A 17,049-nucleotide genomic window follows, 5' to 3' on the forward strand; every position below is an offset into this window, starting at 1 on the left:
AGGCGGCCTGATATCAGGCCCGCCTCTCCACATTGGCGCTGCGGGCCGGCACCCCGAATTCCTTGCGGCAGACCTCGGCCAGCACGGCGACGCCCTCGCGGATCTGCTGATGCGTGGGGCTTGCAAAGCACAGCCGCAGCCGCGAGACGGTGTGGGCCTTGTCGGTCGACCATTCCGGTCCCGGGTTGATCGAGACGCCGGCGGCGAGCGCGGCCTGATACAGTCTCAGCGTATCGACCTGGTCGGGCAGCTTCACCCAGAGGAAGATGCCCCCCTTGGGTTCCTCGAATTCGGCTGTGGTCCCGAACTGCTCGTTCAGCGCCTCCATCAGCGTGTCGAGCTTGGTGCGCAGCGCCTTCGTCAGGGCCGGCACATGGGTCGAAAAATGCGGCTTGCAATAGGTGGCGAGCACCATCTGCTCGAGCGCGCCGGAGCCCGCATCGGTCTTCAACGCCAGCATTCGCGACATCACCTCCCAGGGCGCCGCGATGAAGCCGACGCGCAGCGCCGGCGCGATCGACTTCGAGAACGATCCGATGTGGATCACGCCGCCGTTCCGGCTCATGGCGTAGATGGCCGGCGGCCGCTGCCCCGACCAGACGAGGTCGGCATAGCAATCGTCCTCGAAGATGGGCACGCCGTATTCGGCCGACAGCCGCAGCAGCTCGGCGCGCCGGGTCTCCGGCATGATGCTGCCGGTCGGGTTCTGCACGGTCGGAATAGTGTAGATGTATTTCGGGCGAATGCCGCGGCTCTTCAGGTCGGCCAGCGTCGTCGCCAGCACGTCCATGCGCATGCCCTCCTTGTCGAGGGGAATGCCGACGACGTTGACGCCGAGCCGCGCCAGGCGGTTCAACGAGCCCTGGTAGCTCTCCTGTTCGAAAATCACGGTGTCGCCCCGCGCCAGCAGCGTGGCGTTGACGAGGTCAAGCGCCTGGAGCGAGCCCGAGACGATCAGCAGATCGTCCACCGTGCAGCTGATGCCGGCATCGCGCTTGAGTTTCGTCACCAGGAATTCGCGCAACGGCAGGTAGCCCTGGGGACCATGCGCCAGCCCGTAAGTGGCAAGCGAACGGCCCTCGCGTTGCAGGACGAGGTTGGTCGCCTCGATCAGGCCGTCGAGCGGCAGTTGCTCGGGATCGTTGTTGCCGCCGACGAAGCTGTATCTGGCAAGACCCGTCCAGCGCGCAGAAGGGGCCGGCAACCCTGCGGGAAACAGGGGCGCGAAATCGAAGCTGGGCGTCATGGGAGCGTTCCTCGTTTTGTTCTTGTTGAGCGGCAGCTTGACACCGGCCGCCTTACTTCCTGCCGGCCGTCCTGGTCGGACGGCCCTGGCTGATGAAAGCGTAATGCGCGTTGGCGATGCCGCCAACCATGAGGGCCTCGACCACCGGCTCGGCGATCTCGCCCGTGGCGGCCCAGTCGACCAGGAAGTTGGCCCCCGTCCCGCCGCGCACGTCATCGGTCGGAACGAAGATCGAGACGGTGGCGAGCGGCTTCAACGCGAGCGGCGACTTCAGATAGCTCTCAACCTGCTTGCCTGCGGTGTCGAAATAGGCGATGCGTTTGACGACCAGCGGCTGGGTCTCGGAGGCGTTGTGCACGCTCAAGGTCACCGAGAAGTCGACGCGCAGCTTGCCCTGGCTCATCGCGACGCTGGAATAGGCGGGCACGTAGAACCCGCCGGAAACGGCGAGATCCTCCTTCGGCAGCACGGTGAGCGAATCGGCAAAGTTTTGTTCGATATTGACCTTGGATTGCGCGGTGAGCGAATCGGCAAAGGCGAGGGGACCCAGCAGCATGGCTGCGACGAGCCCTCTCCGCATGTGACGAATTGCTCGCTTGCCGCACCGCAACCCGCCTCTAGGGTGCGGCAAAACGGACCAATTTGGCATGCACGAGCTCATTCGCGACATCACTCTCTGTATTCTGTTTGCGTGGATGCTGGGCCTGCTCGCCCATTTCTCCCGGCAACCGCTGATCCTGGCCTACCTTATCGCCGGCTTTTGCATAGGTCCATTCGGCGCCGGTTGGGTCAAGTCGGAGGAATCGATCCGCGTTATCTCCGAACTCGGCCTGATCTTCATGCTCTTCATGATCGGGCTCGAGATCGACCTGAAGAAGATCGTGCGGGCGGGCAAGGTGATCCTGTTCGCGGCGGGCGGTCAGCTGCTCGGCGGCTGCCTGCTCGGCGTCCTGTTTTTCGTCGGCATCGGTCTGTCGCTCGGCGGCGGGCATTTCGATGCGATCTATCTCTCCGTCGCCTGCGCGCTGTCGAGCACCGTCATCATCGTCAAGGTGCTCTATGAGAAGCGCGAGCTCGACACGCTGCCAGGCCGCATCACCCTCGGCGTGCTGGTGCTCCAGGACATCTTCGCGATCCTGTTCCTGGCCGTGCAGCCGAGCCTTGCCGACCTGCAAGCCAGCGTCATCCTGCTCTCGATCGGCCGCGTCGCGGTACTGGTCGCGGCCGCGCTTCTCGTCAGCCGCTACGTGTTGCCGCGCCTGTTCCATCAGATTGCCCGGCGGCCCGAGTTGATCCTGCTCGGCGCGCTGGCCTGGTGCTTCCTTGTTGCCGAGACCGCCGAGCGGCTCTCGCTGTCGCGGGAAATGGGCGCGCTGATTGCCGGCGTCTCGCTCTCGACCTTCCCCTACGCGCTCGACGTCACCGCCAAGGTCACCACGCTTCGCGACTTCTTCATCACGCTGTTCTTCGTCGCGCTCGGCATGACCATCCCCGTGCCCGGCCTCTCGGTGATTGGCCTTGCCTTGATGATCGCGGCGTTCACGGTGGTGAGCCGCCTCGTTACTACCTTCACCCCGCTCTACATGATGAAGCAGGGCTTGCGCGCCAGCCTGTTGCCGGCCCTCAACCTCGCGCAGATCTCGGAGTTCTCGCTGGTTGTGATCCAGACCGGTGTCGCCGACCATCATATCGCCGCGGAGACAGCGAATGCCGCCTCCTTCGCCTTCGTGGTGCTGGCGGTGCTCTCGACCTTCGTGATGACCCGCAGCGACGAGATCACCCGCTGGGCGATCGGCCCCTTGAAGCGGATCGGCCTGCGCGACCTCGACCATGGCAACGGTCATGCCGAGGAGGGGCACGAGGGCGGCCATGGCGAAGCCCGCCGCATCGTCATCCTCGGCTTTTTCCGTGCGGCGAGCGCGCTTCTAGCCGAGATCGAACGGCAGACGCCGGTGCTGCTCGAGCAGATCACCGTGGTCGATTTCAACCCCAATGTGTACCAGACCCTGCTTTCACGCGGCCTGCACGTGATCTATGGCGACATCAGCAATGTCGATACGCTGCTCCATGCCGGCATTGGCAAATCCGAGATGATCATCCTCAGCGTGCCGGATTCGCTGCTGAAGGGCGCCACCAACGAGAAGCTGGTCCGCCATGTCCGCGCGCTCAATCCGACCGCCCTGATCGTCGCCACGGCCGACCTCTTGGCCGACGTCGGCGCCCTCTATGAGGCCGGCGCCAGCTACGTCACCGTGACCCGGGTCAGTGATGCCCATGAGCTGTTCACGGTGATCGAGGCGGCCCAGGCCGGGCTTCTGGCCGACAAGCGCGCCGAGCTCGATCAGCGTCTCGGCGAGCGCCGCGAAGTGTTGCCCTGAGGGCGGCCGGCCTTCCTGCCCGGCCGTCTGCACCTATATCCCCGGTATCTTCGGTGCAAGCTTGGCTCCGATGGCGCGTAGCCCGGAATATGCGCTTGCGTCCAGGGCACTAGCGCCGCGGCCGAAGTCCGGCTAAGCCACCGGGCATAACCGATAGAGATTGGGACATGCCCGATAGCGTTCAGGAAGTCTTGCAGGCCTTTGCCCAGGGTGAGCTCGTGGTCGTCACCGACGACGAGGACCGTGAGGGCGAGGGCGATCTGATTGTCGCCGCCTCGCTTTGCACCGCCGAGAAGATGGCTTTCATCATCCGCCATACCTCCGGCATCGTCTGCGCGCCCGTGACCACCGAGGACGCCCGCCGCCTGCGGCTCGATCCGATGGTCGCCCACAACGATTCCGCGCACACCACTGCGTTCACCGTCTCGATCGATTACAAGCCCGATGGCGGGACCGGCATCTCCGCCGAGGAGCGCGCCTCGTGCTGCCGCGCGCTCGCCAATCCCAATGTCGGCGCCAACGACTTCGCCCGGCCCGGCCACATCTTCCCGCTGATCGCCAAGGACGGCGGCGTGCTCCTGCGCTCGGGCCACACCGAGGCCGCCGTCGACCTCTGCAAGCTCTCCGGCCTGCCGCCGGTCGGCGTCATCAGCGAGCTGATGAACGACGACGGCAGCGTGATGAAGGGCGAGCAGGTCGCCCGCTTCGCCGCCCAGCACAAGCTCAAGCACGTCACCATCGCGGATATGATCGCTTACCGCCAGGCGCGCGAAAAACTGATCGAGCGGGTCTCGACCTTCGTCACCGAAAGCCCGATCGGTCCCCTGCAGGGCTATGCCTACCGCTCGCCGTTCGATTCCATTGCTCATGTCGCTTTCGTCTACAACGGCGTCGGCGACGGCAAGAACGTGCTGACGCGCTTCCACAAGCCGAACATCGTCAAGGACACCTTCACCGGCCACAAGCGCATGGCGGCCGTGCTCGAGCATTTCAGGAAATCGGGCCGTGGCGTGCTGGTTTACCTGCGCGATGGCGCGGCCGGTGTGCCCGTGGCGCCGCTGCCGGACGAGTCGTCGACGGAGGCCGACCGCAACCGCCAATGGCGCGAGGTTGGCGTCGGCGCGCAGATCCTGCGCGACCTCGGCGTCACCTCGATCCGGCATCTCACCTCCTCGGTGCACGACTACAAGGGTCTGTCGGGCTTCGGCATCGAGATCGTCGCCAACGAGCAGCTCGAGAGTTGACACGCAATGTCATTCCGGGATGGCGCCGAAGGCGCCAGACCCGGAATCCAGCTGTTGTCGCGCGAAGAGATTCCGGGTTCGATGCTCCGGGCCGCGCTTTACGCGGTCCCGTCGCATCGAAGCCGGAATGACGAAACCAGGATGCAATTGCACTTGTTGCCGCGGCGCTTTAATTTGTCGGGCAATTATTGACGGAACCAGACGCGAAAGGACGTTTCATGAGCGTGCGCCCTCAGGCCAAGGACAAGCCGGCTGCGGCTTCTTTCCAGTGGGACGATCCGTTCCTGCTCGACGAGCAACTGACCGAAGACGAGCGCATGGTGCGCGACACCGCCCGCGCCTACGCCCAGGACAAGCTGCTGCCGCGCGTCTCCAATGCCTATCTCGAAGAGAAGACCGACCGCGAGATCTTCAATGAGATGGGCGAGCTCGGCCTGATCGGCATCACGCTGCCGGAAGAGTATGGCTGCGCGAATGCGAGCTACGTCGCCTATGGTCTCGTCGCGCGCGAGATCGAGCGGGTCGATTCCGGCTATCGCTCGATGAACTCGGTGCAGTCGTCGCTGGTGATGTACCCGATCTACGCCTATGGCGACGAGAACCAGCGCAAGAAGTACCTGCCGAAGCTCGCCAGCGGCGAGTGGGTCGGCTGCTTCGGCCTGACGGAGCCCGACGCCGGCTCCGATCCGGCCGGCATGAAGACCCGCGCGGAGAAGGTCTCGGACGGCTATCGCCTCACCGGCAGCAAGATGTGGATCTCGAACGCGCCGATCGCCGACGTGTTCGTGGTCTGGGCCAAGTCGGCCGCGCATGACAACCAGATCCGCGGCTTCGTGCTGGAGAAGGGCATGAAGGGCCTCTCCGCACCGAAGATCGGCGGCAAGCTGTCCTTGCGCGCCTCGATCACCGGCGAAGTCGTGATGGACGGCGTCGTGGTGCCGGAAGACGCGCTGCTGCCCAACGTCTCCGGCCTGAAGGGCCCGTTCGGCTGCCTCAACCGCGCCCGTTACGGCATCTCCTGGGGTGCGTTAGGGGCCGCCGAGGACTGCATGCATCGCGCCCGCCAGTACACGCTCGACCGCAAGCAGTTCGGCAAGCCGCTCGCCGCGACCCAGCTGGTGCAGAAGAAGCTCGCCGACATGGAGACCGAGATCGCGCTGGGTCTGCAGGGCTCGCTTCGCGTCGGCCGCCTGATGGACGAGGGCAAGTTCGCGCCCGAGATGATCTCGATCATGAAGCGCAACAATTGCGGCAAGGCTCTCGACATCGCCCGCACCGCCCGCGACATGCATGGCGGCAACGGCATCTCGATCGAGTATCACGTGATGCGCCACGTCCATAACCTCGAGACGGTCAACACCTACGAGGGCACCCACGACGTCCACGCCCTGATCCTGGGCCGCGCGATCACGGGCATTCAGGCGTTTTTCTGAGTCTGCGCTCTGTGGCGATGCGAGAACTCTCCAATTGCGTCATGGCCGGGCTTGTCCCGGCCATCCACGTTCTGGTCGGAGAGGAGAACGTGGATGCCCGGCACAAGGCCGGGCATGACGAAGTCAGCAAGGTATGAGCAAGCCATGTCCGACAATGACGACGTCCCGTTCAACCGCAACTTTCCGCTGAAGCCCGGCCTCGTCGAGGAGGTCCGCCCCGGCGTGCGGCGCGTGCTCTGCAACAATCCGAGCCCGTTCACCTTCACCGGCACGGTCAGCTACATCGTCGGCAAGGGCAATGTCGCGATCATCGATCCCGGTCCGGACGACGAGGCGCATGCGGCTGCGCTGCTCGATGCCGTGCGCGGCGAGACGGTGAGCCATATCTTCGTCACCCACACCCACCGCGACCATTCGCCGAACACCGCGCGGATCAAGCGGGCGACGGGTGCGCCGGTGTATGCCGAAGGCCCGCATCGCGCCTCGCGCCCCCGTTTCGAGAGCGAGAAGCACAATCCGGAATCCGGCGCCGATCGCGATTTTGCGCCAGACGTCAACCTCGCACACGGCGACGTCGTGGAAGGTGACGGCTGGCGGCTGGAGGCGGTGGCGACGCCCGGCCACACCGCCAATCATCTGGCATTCGCCTGGCCCGAGCGAAGCTTCAGCTTCGTCGGAGACCACGTAATGGGCTGGTCGACCTCGATCGTGGCGCCGCCCGACGGCTCGATGATCGACTACATGGACTCGCTGGACCGGCTCGCGGCACGCGAGGAGGATCTCTATTTCTCGGGCCACGGCCCCGAGATCCCCGAGGGCCGGCGCTTCGTGCGCTTCCTGATCCGTCACCGCAAGGCGCGTGAGGCCTCGATCCTGCACCGCCTCGCCAAGGGCGAGACCGACATCCCGACCATGGTCCGCGCGATCTATATCGGTATCGATCCGCGGCTGACGACGGCCGCCGGCTACTCCGTGCTCGCTCATCTGGAAGATCTGGTCGCGCGCGGGGTGGTGGCGACGGATGGTGATCCCGTGATCGGCGGGACGTATCGAATGGCCTAGCTCGTCATTCCGGGGCGCGCGGCAGCGCGAACCCGGAATCTCGCGCCACATCTCGAGATCCCGGGTTCGCCGCCTTGCAGCGCCCCGGGATGACGCTAGCGCGTCACTTCTTCACCGTCTTCGCCGGCGCCTTGGGCGGCGCGACTGGGGTCTTTTTCACCGGCTTGAGCGCGTCGGCATCGGCGGCGGTGTTGAGATCGTCGATGAATTTCTTGATGCGCGCGGCGTTGCTGCCGAGATCGCTGTCGAAATTGCGCGAAGCCGAGCGCATATCGACCCGGGAATCATCGCCATCCGGCACGACCCTTATCGAAACGTCCTCGCGAAAACCCATGATCGGCGTGCGCGCCACCGCCTCGATGCGGCCGATGCGGCGCGGCGGCTGCGGCGCGCGCTCGTCGATGACGATCCATTTGCGCTTGTGCACGAGCTGGAGCGCGATCGCATAGGCGCGGTCGACGAAAATCTCGAGCTCGACCGGCTCGATTTCGGGATAGAAATGGCGCTGCTGCTCCGCCGAGTAGAGGCCGGCATAGACCGCGGTGTTGGTGCCCTCGCCGGTGCGCAGCCGCGCCAGTGCGTCGAAGCGCGGCGGATCGATCGGGTCGGTGGTGATGTCGTAGATCGACGGCAGCTTGCGATACTGCAGGCCGAGATAGGCGGGATAGGCGAGGATCGCCCCGTCGATCAGGAAGGCGAGCAGGATGCGCGCCATACCGCGCGAGCCGTTCTGCCAGATCGCGGCAAAACCCGCGAGCCCGAACAGGATCGAGAGACCGGCGATCGCGAGTCCGCCGAAGAAAGTCGCGAGCGCCGGCTTCGGCTCGAGGAAATCGAAGCGGACGACGATGATGGACACCACCACCGCCATCACTGCGAACACGGCCAGATTGCGCGCCCAGCTCGCGAGGCCGGACACGGGCTCCGACTGATAGGGAGCGGAAAACCTGCGGGCCATCGGGTGAGTTCTACCGGATGTTGAGGGCGGCGCCGGCCGATTGGCGCGACGATGCGCCGTTGAGACCACGGCCCGAGGGCAAATTCAAGGGAGAGCGGGTTGCTTCCCCGTCATTCCGGGATGGTCCGAAGGACCAGACCCGGAATCTCGAGATTCCTGGTTCGCCCTTCGGGCGCCCCGGAATGACGGTGTCAGTTGTGGCTGCCTACGCCGCCGCGTTCGGGAAGCGATAGTCCTTGAATTGGTCGCGCAGCGCCGTCTTCAGGATCTTGCCGGTGGCCGTATGCGGAATGCCTTCGACGAAGGCGACGTCGTCGGGCATCCACCATTTGGCGATCTTGCCGTCCATGAACTTCAGGATGTCCTCGCGCGTGGCCTGCTGGCCCTGCTTGAGCTGCACGATCAGAAGCGGCCGCTCGTCCCATTTGGGGTGGAACACGCCGATCACGGCGGCCTCCGCCACGGCCGGGTGGCCGACCGCGAGATTTTCGAGGTCGATCGAGGAGATCCACTCGCCGCCGGACTTGATCACGTCCTTGGAGCGGTCGGTGATCCGCATGTAGCCGTCCTCGTCGATCGTCGAGACGTCGCCGGTGTCGAAGAAGCCTTCCTCGTCGAGGATGTTGGTGTCGACGCGGTAATAGGCCTTGGCGACGGCGGGGCCGGAGACCTTGAGGCGGCCGAACGTCTTGCCGTCCCAGGGCAGCTCCTTGCCGGCATCGTCGGTGATCTTCATCTGCACGGCGAAGGGCGCATAACCCTGCATCTGGAGCACGTCGAGTAGCGCGTCTCCGGTGGCATTCTGGAACGGAGGCTTCAGCGCCGCGACGCTGCCGATCGGGCTCATCTCGGTCATGCCCCAGGCGTGACGGACGTTCGAGCCCATGTCGAGGAAGGCCTTGATCATCGAGCGCGGCATCGCCGAGCCGCCGCAGATCACCATCTTCAGGTGCGGCAGCTTGAGATTGTTGGCGGCCATGTGCTGGAGCAGCATCAGCCACACGGTCGGCACGCCGGCGGTGTGCGTCACTTTCTCGGTCGAGAGCAGCTCATAGACCGAGGCGCCGTCGAGCTTGGCGCCGGGCATGACCAGCTTGGTGCCCTGCGAGGGCGCGGAAAAGGCGATGCCCCAGCTGTTGGCATGGAACAGCGGAACCACCGGCAGCATTGTCTCGGACGCACTCGTGCCGAGCGCGTCGACATTGTTGGCCATCAGCGCGTGCAGCACGTTGGAGCGATGCGAATACAGCACACCCTTGGGATCGCCGGTCGTGCCGGAAGTGTAGCACATCGCGGCTGCCGTGTTCTCGTCAAACTCCTTCCATTTGAATTTGCCGTCGGCCTCGGCAATCCAGTCCTCGTAGGCGACCACGTTCTTCAGCGTGGTCTCAGGCATGTGCGCCTTGTCGGTGAGCACGATGTAGCGCTCCACGCTTGGCAGCTTGTCGGCGATCTTCTCCAGGATCGGAACGAAGGTGATGTCGGTCATCACGATGCGGTCCTGCGCATGATTGATGATCCAGGCGATCTGCTCCGGGAACAGGCGGGGATTGACGGTATGGCAAATGGCACCAATGCCCATGATGCCGTACCAGACCTCGAGATGGCGCCAGGTGTTCCAGGCGATCGTTGCGACACGGTCGCCGAGCTTGATGCCGTCGCGTTCCAGCATCTGCGAGACCTTGAGCGCGCGCTTGTGGATCTCGGCGTAGTTGGTGCGATGGATCGGTCCCTCGACCGAGCGTGTGACCACCTCCTGCTTGCCATGAATCCTGGCGGCGTGTTCGATGATCCGGTGGCAGAGCAGGGGCCAATCTTGCATCAAACCAAGCATTCCGACGTTCCTCCGAGAAGTCGCTGGGCGCGTTGTCGCTCTCAGCGTTGGGCCAAAGAATTGTCATGACTATTAGCCTGCCGGACTTTCGCCGCAAATGGTCTTGTCGCGGCTATATGTCCGCTGGCGCGGCAATGGTTACCGCCGTGCTCGGGCTGTTGCTGGTGCCCGCCGAAAGGGCAGAGGCGCGAAAACTTGCTTGGCCGCTGGACATCTTTGGCATGACCGCACCACGACCGCGTGCGACGGTTCATTCCACCAAGATCCCGTTACCGAGACCCCGCCCCGAAGAGGCCCCGAAAGCATCGAACGACGCCCCGCCGGAGGCAGAGGGACAGCCGTCTCCCGACCAGCCGGGCGCCGACAAGCCTGCCGAGGCCGCGTCGCCGCCTCAGAAACAGGCCTCAGCCTGCCGCCTCGCATTGACCGAGGACATTGCGATCGCGCCCTCAATTCCCGACATCCGCGGCCCCGGCGCCTGCGGCGGCGAGGATCTGGTGCGGCTGGAAGCCGTCGTGCTGCCGGACAAGCGCAAGGTGACGGTCAAGCCGGCGGCGGTCCTTCGCTGCACCATGGCGTCGGCGATCGCCGATTGGCTGCGCAAGGACATGGTGCCGCTTGCCACCAGCCTCGGCTCGCCCATCAGCGACCTCGATAATTTCGATTCGTTCGAGTGCCGCGGCCGCAACCGCGTTGCTGGCGCGATGCTGTCCGAGCACGGCAAGGCCAATGCCATCGACATCCGCGCCGTCAAGCTCGCCAATGGGCAGTCGATCGGCCTTACCGACCGCACCCTGTCGCGCGACCTGCGCGAGCGCGTGCTGCACTCCGTCTGCGCGCGCTTTTCCACCGTGCTCGGTCCGGGGTCGGACTGGTACCATGAGGATCACATCCATCTCGACCTGGCGCAGCGCCGCAACGGCTATCGGATCTGCCAGTGGAATGTCTGGGATCCTCTGCCGCAGGTCGCCCCGCTGCTGCCGGCCGAGCGCCCCGAGGAGGCGCCGCCACGCGAGGTCGCGGCCAGGCCCGAGGCGACGGAGGGAGAGGCAAAGGAAGGAGCTGGCGAGGAGGCGGTGGAGAAATCCCCTCCGCCCGCCGACAAACCGGCGTCCGATGGCGACAAACGCCAGCGGCACAAGCCGGCAACAAAAAAGCGCCGGTGAGACCGGCGCCTTTGGCTGTCAGGGATCAATTGGCTGTCAGGGATCAAGAGGCGATCAGTAGCTGCCCGCCTGGCCGGTTTGGCTGTTGCCGAGCGCCAGTCGCGAGTTGTACGGGGAGTCGCCGTGCTTGGGCTCGAGCACCACGACGATGGTGCCGACCTTGACCCGGTTATAGAGGTCGATCGCGTCCTCGTTGGTCAGACGGATGCAGCCCGACGAGATCGAGGCGCCGATATATTCCGGCTGGTTGGTGCCGTGGATACGGAACAGCGTGTCCTTGCCGCCCGAATAGAGGTACATCGCGCGGGAGCCCATCGGATTGTCCGGACCGGGCGCGACATACGTCGGCACGCCCAGGCGCGAAATCTCACCGGGGGTGGGGTGCCAGGCCGGCCACTCGGTCATGCTGCCGACCTTGGCGATGCCCGACCAGGCCATGGCCTCTTCGCCGACGGTAATGCCGTAGCGGATCGCCTTGCCGCCATCCAGGACGTAGTAGAGGTAGTGGTTGTCGGAATCGACCACGATCGAGCCCGGCGATTCCTTGCGGTGGTATTCGACGATGGCACGGCGGAACGGCTCGGCGACCGGGGTGTTCTCGTACCGGACCTTGGCAAGCAGTTCCTTGTCCTTCGGCTTGAATGCCTTGGTGTCGGTCGCCTCGAAATGCGTGGCCTGCATACAGCCCGACAACATCAGGCCAGCGGCCAAAATCCCAAACTTAACTTTCAGCGACGACATGGTTTGGTTCCAATCAAAACAATACCGTGCGGAAGGGCCTGAGCTCGAGCGCCCAAGTTCCTCGACTCCGTTGATCCCATTATCGTTGAAATCTGCCACAATTCCAGCGCTGAAGCCCTTTTCCCGCGCTGCAAGAGCCCAGCTGTGGCTTTTCTGCCGCAAATTTTGCGGTTTTGTGAGGTTTTTCTGGCAGCACGGGCCGGATTGTCGATTCCGCGCCACAGTTGAACCCCGGCGGGCGCCGCACATGCAAACGCTCCGTTAATGTTGTTGTCATCGTGAACCTGTCAGAATCGCGCTAAAGGCTGTCATTCTGTCGCAGGACCCTTGGAGCTGTTCATGTTTTCCGTGTTTGTTCCCTCCGAGTCCGCGCTCAAGAAGGCTGTCATCGAGGATCTTGCGGCCGTGCCGGAAAACGCCGTCTGGATCGACCTCGTCAATCCGAGCGCGGCCGAGGACAAGGCGGTGGAGCGGCTCGCGGGCATCGCCATTCCGACCCGGGAAGACATGCAGGAGATCGAGATCTCCAGCCGCCTCTATATCGAGAACGGCGCGCGCTACATGACCGCGACGCTGATGTGCCACTCCGATACCGACATGCCCCGAACCACGGCGGTGACCTTCATCCTCGGCGACCACCGCTTGGTGACGGTACGCTACGACCAGCCGAAGCCGTTCGCCCTGGTCGAAGCCAAGCTCGCCCGCTCCTGTACGCCTTCCGTCACCGGCGAGATGGTGCTGATGGAACTGCTGGACGCGGTGATCGACCGCTGCGCCGATATTCTGGAGCGTTGCGGCACCGAGATCGATCAGGTCAGCCACGACATCTTCGAGCCTGAGAGCGAGCGCCACGGACACGCAAAGAGGTATTCCCAGATCCTGATCTCGATCGGCCGCAAGGGCGACTTGACCTCGAAGGTTCGCGAGAGCCTGGTGTCGATCGGTCGCGTCGTGACGTTTCTGTCGGCGGTGGTCGAGGGCGTGAAATGGTCGAAGGACATGCGCGAGCAGCTCAAGACCATGCAGCGCGACGTCGCCTCGCTGACCGACCACGCCTCCTATCTCTCCAACAAGATCACCTTCGTGCTCGATGCCATGCTCGGCGTCGTCAATCTCGAGCAGAACAACATCATCAAGCTGTTCTCGGTGATGGCCGTCGTCCTGATGCCGCCGACACTGATCGCTTCGGTCTACGGCATGAACTTCAAGGTCATGCCGGAACTCGAATGGGTGCACGGCTATCCGATGGCGCTGGTGATGATGCTGGCCGCCGCCATCGTCCCGTACTGGATCTTCAAGTGGAAGAAGTGGCTGTAGGGGCCATGCTCGAGCGAAGATACCTACCGAGACCTTACGCCGCTCGCAGAGACACGGCAGGACGTGTCGCAGAATAGATCGGGATTGAGGCGGCGCGGTGATGTCCGCACCGCGCCGCAATTCCTCCGGTAAAATTTGAGCGGTGGGCTGAACGTTTGCGCGAAATTTGTCTGCGATAAGCAGTGCGTAGCCGCGAGGAACAGCCATGGTTGAGAAACACATAACGTCGCCCCGCAACGTCATCGATCTGGCGAACTATCGCCAGGCGATGACGAGCGGCAAGGCGCCGTCGATGTCGGCACGCATGTGCCGGCACTGTGGTGCTCCGCTGCTCGACGGTGAGAACGACGACGACTGCTCGACCGCATACAGCACGGCCGCTCCGCGGCCGCGCGAGAAGTCACGTCGGATTCGTCTCGATTGAGCAACGGAAGGCAAGGGCGATCCGGGCCTTGCGGCGGCGTTGTCTGGATCGCCTTGCTTCCCTTCTTCGTAGTCTTTTCCGGACAATCGGCTGTGACATCCGATTGGCAGGCGCGCTAAAGATTGGCTGAACCGCCCATCCAGCCAAAACAGAGCCTGTGTCGCGCCGCTGTCAACCCGTTCGCGCGAAAATATTCCACTTTACCGAAATTCGGATTTGCCGTATGTGTTGCGCATCCCGGCTCATGCTTGAGGGGCGATCATGTGGTCGTCACGTTCGCGAGCCGGGCTTGCGGTGGACGCGGCAGCGTCGGCATGAGAGGTGCGGGCAGGGCGGGTAGTCCCCGTGAGCCCGAAACCGCGTGCGGATGAGCGGCGCTGTCAGGTTCGTCTCGTCTGTAAGTTTCCGGCTTCGTCGACGGGGTCGGGAAAACTGCGGCGAAATGGCGGGGCGCGCGTACGGCAAAACCGTGTGGTCCTGGCCGTCGTTGCTACGGTCAAGCCTTCGCGAAGGTGCGAGCGAGCCCGACCGGGCAGACTGCATCATCCAATTCGCGGGGCGAGGGAGGCCAGAAGGAACTCGGCTCCCGGGAGATCACGGCATAAGCCGTCCGACCATCGCGCAGGGAAGGCCGAGTGATTGGCTGCACCTGTATGCTGCTGTGCGGTTTGTCCTGCGTGTGCTTTTCGCGCGGCGGACCGCGGGTGCTGGTTGAGCACCCGGCCTTCCCTGCGCCCTCTTGATCGAGAGGGTGGAGCGACCAGGCAAAGCTCGGGCGAAATCAGCCGCGAGGCTGCAAAGGCATGTCTGCAAGTTGAGATGCAGTTGGAAGAACGATGCCGTTTCCTCATGCTCCGTCATTGCGAGCGTAGCGAAGCAATCCAGAATCTTTCCGGGGAGGGATTCTGGATTGCTTCGTCGCAAGGGCTCCTCGCAATGACGATGTGAGAGAGTGTGCCTCACTCCATCCCCGTCATCCTGAGGTGCGCGCTCGGCGGCGCATCGCGCCGCGGAGCAAGCCTCGAAGGATGAACGGCCCGGCTGCATCGCGGCCGCGCATCCTTCGAGGCTTCGCTCGCGATGCGTCCGCATCGCAAGCTTCGCACCTCAGGATGACGGAGCCGATACTACAATGACAACGCGGAGAGCGAAGTTGTCGCCATGGCTCCGTCACTGCCTGCAATTGACGCGAACGGCCTACACGTGCTGGCCGCCGTTGATGTGGATCTCCGCGCCGTTGACGTAAGAACTGGTGTCCGTGCACAGCACGTAGATGATCTTTGCCACTTCGTCGGGCGTGCCGAGGCGGTGCATCGGGATCTGCTGCTCGACGATCTTCTCGGTCCCCGGCGACAGGATCGAGGTGTCGATCTCGCCCGGTGCGATCGCGTTGACGCGCACGCCGACGCGGCCGAAATCGGAGGCCATCTCGCGCGTCAGCGCGGCGAGCGCGGCCTTCGAGGTGGCATAGGCGGCGCCCGCGAAGGGGTGCACGCGCGAGCCCGCGATCGAGGTGACATTCACCACCGAACCCTTGGCCGCCTTCAATTCCTCGATCAGCCCGCGTGCGATCATGATCGGCGCGAAGAAGTTGACGTGGAACACATGCGTCCAGGTGTCGAGATCGGTGTCGACCGAGCCGAGCCGCGAGCCGCCCGGGCCCTTCGGCGAGATCGCGGCGTTGTTGACCAGCGCATGCAGCGTGCCGCCCTCCAGCCGGTTGCGGATCTCGGAGATCGCGCGCGCGGTGTCCTGGGGGTCGCCAAGGTCGACCTGGATGTGGTCCTCGGGCCCCGCGTCCCACGGGCAGTCCTCGGGGAAGGGATGCCGCGAGCAGGTGATGACGCGCCATCCCGCAGAGGAAAAGCGGATCACGGTGGCGTGGCCGATGCCGCGGCTTGCTCCGGTCAGGAGCAGCGTGCGGCGCGGCGCATTGGACGAATGCGGCATGGACATCTTTCAGGTCGGCCCAAAGCTCGAGACAAGGTTCAAGGCAGGGATCAAGGGTACATCCGCGTCTTGGACCACGGTTGGCTGGCCGCGTCACGGCGAAATTCGATCCGGTCGTGCAGGCGGAAGGGGCGGTCGTGCCAGAATTCGATACGCGAAGGTGTGATGCGCCAGCCGCTCCAGCCCGGCGGCCGGGGCACTTCGCCGATGACGTATCTGGCCGCAACCTTGGCGATGGCCTGCTCGAAGGCGAAGCGACTCTCCAGCTCTTGCGACTGCTTGCTCGCCCAGGCGCCGATCTGGGCCTGCTTGGGCCGGGTGGCGAAATAGGCGTCGGCCTCGGCGTCGGTCACCGGCGTCACGCTGCCGCGAATGCGGACCTGACGGCGCAGCGATTTCCAGTGAAAAAGTAACGCTGCCTTGGGGTTTGCAGCGAGTTCGCGGCCCTTTTGGCTCGCGATGTGGCTGTAGAAGACGAAACCCTCGGTATCGAAGCCCTTCATCAGCACCATGCGCACATCGGGCAGCCCGTCAGGGCCGACGGTTGCGAGCGCCATGGCGTTCGGATCGTTCGGCTCGCTCTTGATCGCCTCGTTCAGCCAGGTTTCGAACAGCGCAAGAGGCTCGTCGGCGGCGGTGAAATCACCGGATGTTAAGGGTGTCTGGTGTTTCATCGAGGTCGTGTCGGTCATGTCTGGAGTCCGAGTTGCGTCCCGCGGCCCAAAACGCGCTGTTGTCCGCTACCGCCCTATATAGGGCATGGGGACGCGTTGGCCTATCGGCGATCCGACCGTCCGGCTTTGTCATGACGATGATTCTGATCGGGGTTGGCGCCGGGGGGTGCAGCTTTTCCCGCAGCGACAGCAGCGCCTACGCCAAGGCCGACGACAGCGACCTCACCGGCTCGATCGCGCGGCCGGCGAAGGATGCTCCCCCGACCGAGACCGATCTCGCCTTCACCCGCAACGCGGCCTCCGACGTCCTGAGCAAAGGCGACAAGGATTCCAGCCAGCACTGGGAGAATCCGGAGACCGGCGCGCGCGGCTCGGTGACGCCGATCGCCCAGTCCTATGCGGCCGAGGACGGACGCAAATGCCGCGATTTCCTAGCGAGCTACGTCAACGGCAGCACCGAAAGCTGGCTCCAGGGCGCCGGCTGTCAAAGCAGCCGTGGCCGTTGGGAGATTCATACGCTAAAGCCGTGGCGGAGCTAGGTTCAACGTCGCGATCCTAGTTGCAAAAATGCCACTCTCTTCCCACATGATCCGCAGGTGGGGCGGGGAGCCCTTTGAACAAT

The 17,049-nt window shown here is 64.3% G+C and carries 15 protein-coding genes; 8 read left to right on the plus strand and 7 right to left on the minus strand.

All coding sequences use genetic code 11. The features are described 5' to 3' along the window. Positions 1 to 13 precede the first annotated feature (13 nt). Positions 14 to 1,246 carry an aminotransferase-like domain-containing protein gene (locus IC50_RS24805; protein ID WP_035710928.1) on the minus strand — a complete coding sequence of 411 codons (1,233 nt, stop codon included), beginning with the start codon at positions 1,244 to 1,246 and terminating at the stop codon, positions 14 to 16. A gap of 52 nt (positions 1,247 to 1,298) precedes the next feature. Beyond that, positions 1,299 to 1,826 carry a DUF3124 domain-containing protein gene (locus IC50_RS24810; RefSeq protein ID WP_035710931.1) on the minus strand — a complete coding sequence of 176 codons (528 nt, stop codon included), beginning with the start codon at positions 1,824 to 1,826 and terminating at the stop codon, positions 1,299 to 1,301. A gap of 67 nt (positions 1,827 to 1,893) precedes the next feature. On the opposite strand from IC50_RS24810, the gene IC50_RS24815 reads away from it, so the two are divergent. The 4 genes from IC50_RS24815 to IC50_RS24830 all read left to right on the plus strand — a co-directional run bounded on the left by IC50_RS24815 (position 1,894) and on the right by IC50_RS24830 (position 7,363). Further along, positions 1,894 to 3,624, plus strand: coding sequence for a cation:proton antiporter (locus IC50_RS24815; protein WP_035710934.1), 1,731 nt, complete (start codon positions 1,894 to 1,896; stop codon positions 3,622 to 3,624). Positions 3,625 to 3,791: 167 nt separating this feature from the next. Beyond that, complete coding sequence (gene ribB, locus IC50_RS24820) at positions 3,792 to 4,868, plus strand: 3,4-dihydroxy-2-butanone-4-phosphate synthase (RefSeq protein WP_035710937.1); 1,077 nt, start codon at positions 3,792 to 3,794, stop codon at positions 4,866 to 4,868. 218 nt (positions 4,869 to 5,086) lie between these two features. Continuing rightward, positions 5,087 to 6,301, plus strand: a complete 1,215-nt coding sequence (locus IC50_RS24825; RefSeq protein ID WP_035710941.1) for an acyl-CoA dehydrogenase — start codon at positions 5,087 to 5,089, stop codon at positions 6,299 to 6,301. 144 nt (positions 6,302 to 6,445) lie between these two features. After that, the gene (locus IC50_RS24830; RefSeq protein WP_035710945.1) at positions 6,446 to 7,363 is read left to right on the plus strand and encodes an MBL fold metallo-hydrolase; all 918 of its coding nucleotides are present in this window, start codon (positions 6,446 to 6,448) and stop codon (positions 7,361 to 7,363) included. Positions 7,364 to 7,466: 103 nt separating this feature from the next. On the opposite strand, the gene IC50_RS24835 is transcribed toward IC50_RS24830, so the two are convergent. Continuing rightward, positions 7,467 to 8,321, minus strand: a complete 855-nt coding sequence (locus IC50_RS24835) for a DUF1499 domain-containing protein (protein ID WP_035710948.1) — start codon at positions 8,319 to 8,321, stop codon at positions 7,467 to 7,469. A 205-nt stretch (positions 8,322 to 8,526) separates the two neighbouring features. After that, on the minus strand, positions 8,527 to 10,155 hold the full coding sequence (locus IC50_RS24840; protein ID WP_035710950.1) for a fatty-acid--CoA ligase: 1,629 nt from the start codon (positions 10,153 to 10,155) through the stop codon (positions 8,527 to 8,529). 65 nt (positions 10,156 to 10,220) lie between these two features. Between IC50_RS24840 and IC50_RS24845 the strand changes: the two genes are divergently transcribed. Further along, complete coding sequence (locus tag IC50_RS24845) at positions 10,221 to 11,321, plus strand: extensin family protein (protein ID WP_035710951.1); 1,101 nt, start codon at positions 10,221 to 10,223, stop codon at positions 11,319 to 11,321. A 54-nt stretch (positions 11,322 to 11,375) separates the two neighbouring features. On the opposite strand, the gene IC50_RS24850 is transcribed toward IC50_RS24845, so the two are convergent. Then, complete coding sequence (locus tag IC50_RS24850; protein ID WP_035710954.1) at positions 11,376 to 12,062, minus strand: L,D-transpeptidase; 687 nt, start codon at positions 12,060 to 12,062, stop codon at positions 11,376 to 11,378. Positions 12,063 to 12,401: 339 nt separating this feature from the next. Between IC50_RS24850 and IC50_RS24855 the strand changes: the two genes are divergently transcribed. Together IC50_RS24855 and IC50_RS24860 are read left to right on the plus strand one after the other, a co-directional pair. Further along, positions 12,402 to 13,379, plus strand: coding sequence for a magnesium transporter CorA family protein (locus IC50_RS24855; protein WP_035711086.1), 978 nt, complete (start codon positions 12,402 to 12,404; stop codon positions 13,377 to 13,379). Between the two features lie 205 nt (positions 13,380 to 13,584). Beyond that, positions 13,585 to 13,803 carry a hypothetical protein gene (locus IC50_RS24860; RefSeq protein ID WP_035710956.1) on the plus strand — a complete coding sequence of 73 codons (219 nt, stop codon included), beginning with the start codon at positions 13,585 to 13,587 and terminating at the stop codon, positions 13,801 to 13,803. Between the two features lie 1,197 nt (positions 13,804 to 15,000). Here IC50_RS24860 and IC50_RS24865 read toward each other — a convergent pair. Continuing rightward, positions 15,001 to 15,753 (minus strand): SDR family NAD(P)-dependent oxidoreductase, encoded by a 753-nt coding sequence (locus IC50_RS24865; RefSeq protein WP_035710958.1) that lies wholly within the window; start codon positions 15,751 to 15,753, stop codon positions 15,001 to 15,003. A 50-nt stretch (positions 15,754 to 15,803) separates the two neighbouring features. Then, a complete protein-coding gene (gene pdxH, locus IC50_RS24870; RefSeq protein ID WP_035710959.1) occupies positions 15,804 to 16,445 on the minus strand; it encodes a pyridoxamine 5'-phosphate oxidase in 642 nt (213 codons plus the stop codon). Positions 16,446 to 16,558: 113 nt separating this feature from the next. Here pdxH and IC50_RS24875 point away from each other — a divergent pair, with 113 nt between their 5' ends. After that, entirely contained in the window at positions 16,559 to 16,966 is a 408-nt protein-coding gene (locus tag IC50_RS24875; RefSeq protein ID WP_035710962.1) for an RT0821/Lpp0805 family surface protein, read from the plus strand. Positions 16,967 to 17,049 lie beyond the last annotated feature (83 nt).

Origin of the sequence: Bradyrhizobium genomosp. I (2014) (assembly GCF_000261685.1) — a bacterium.
Taxonomy (GTDB): Bacteria; Pseudomonadota; Alphaproteobacteria; order Rhizobiales; family Xanthobacteraceae; genus Bradyrhizobium.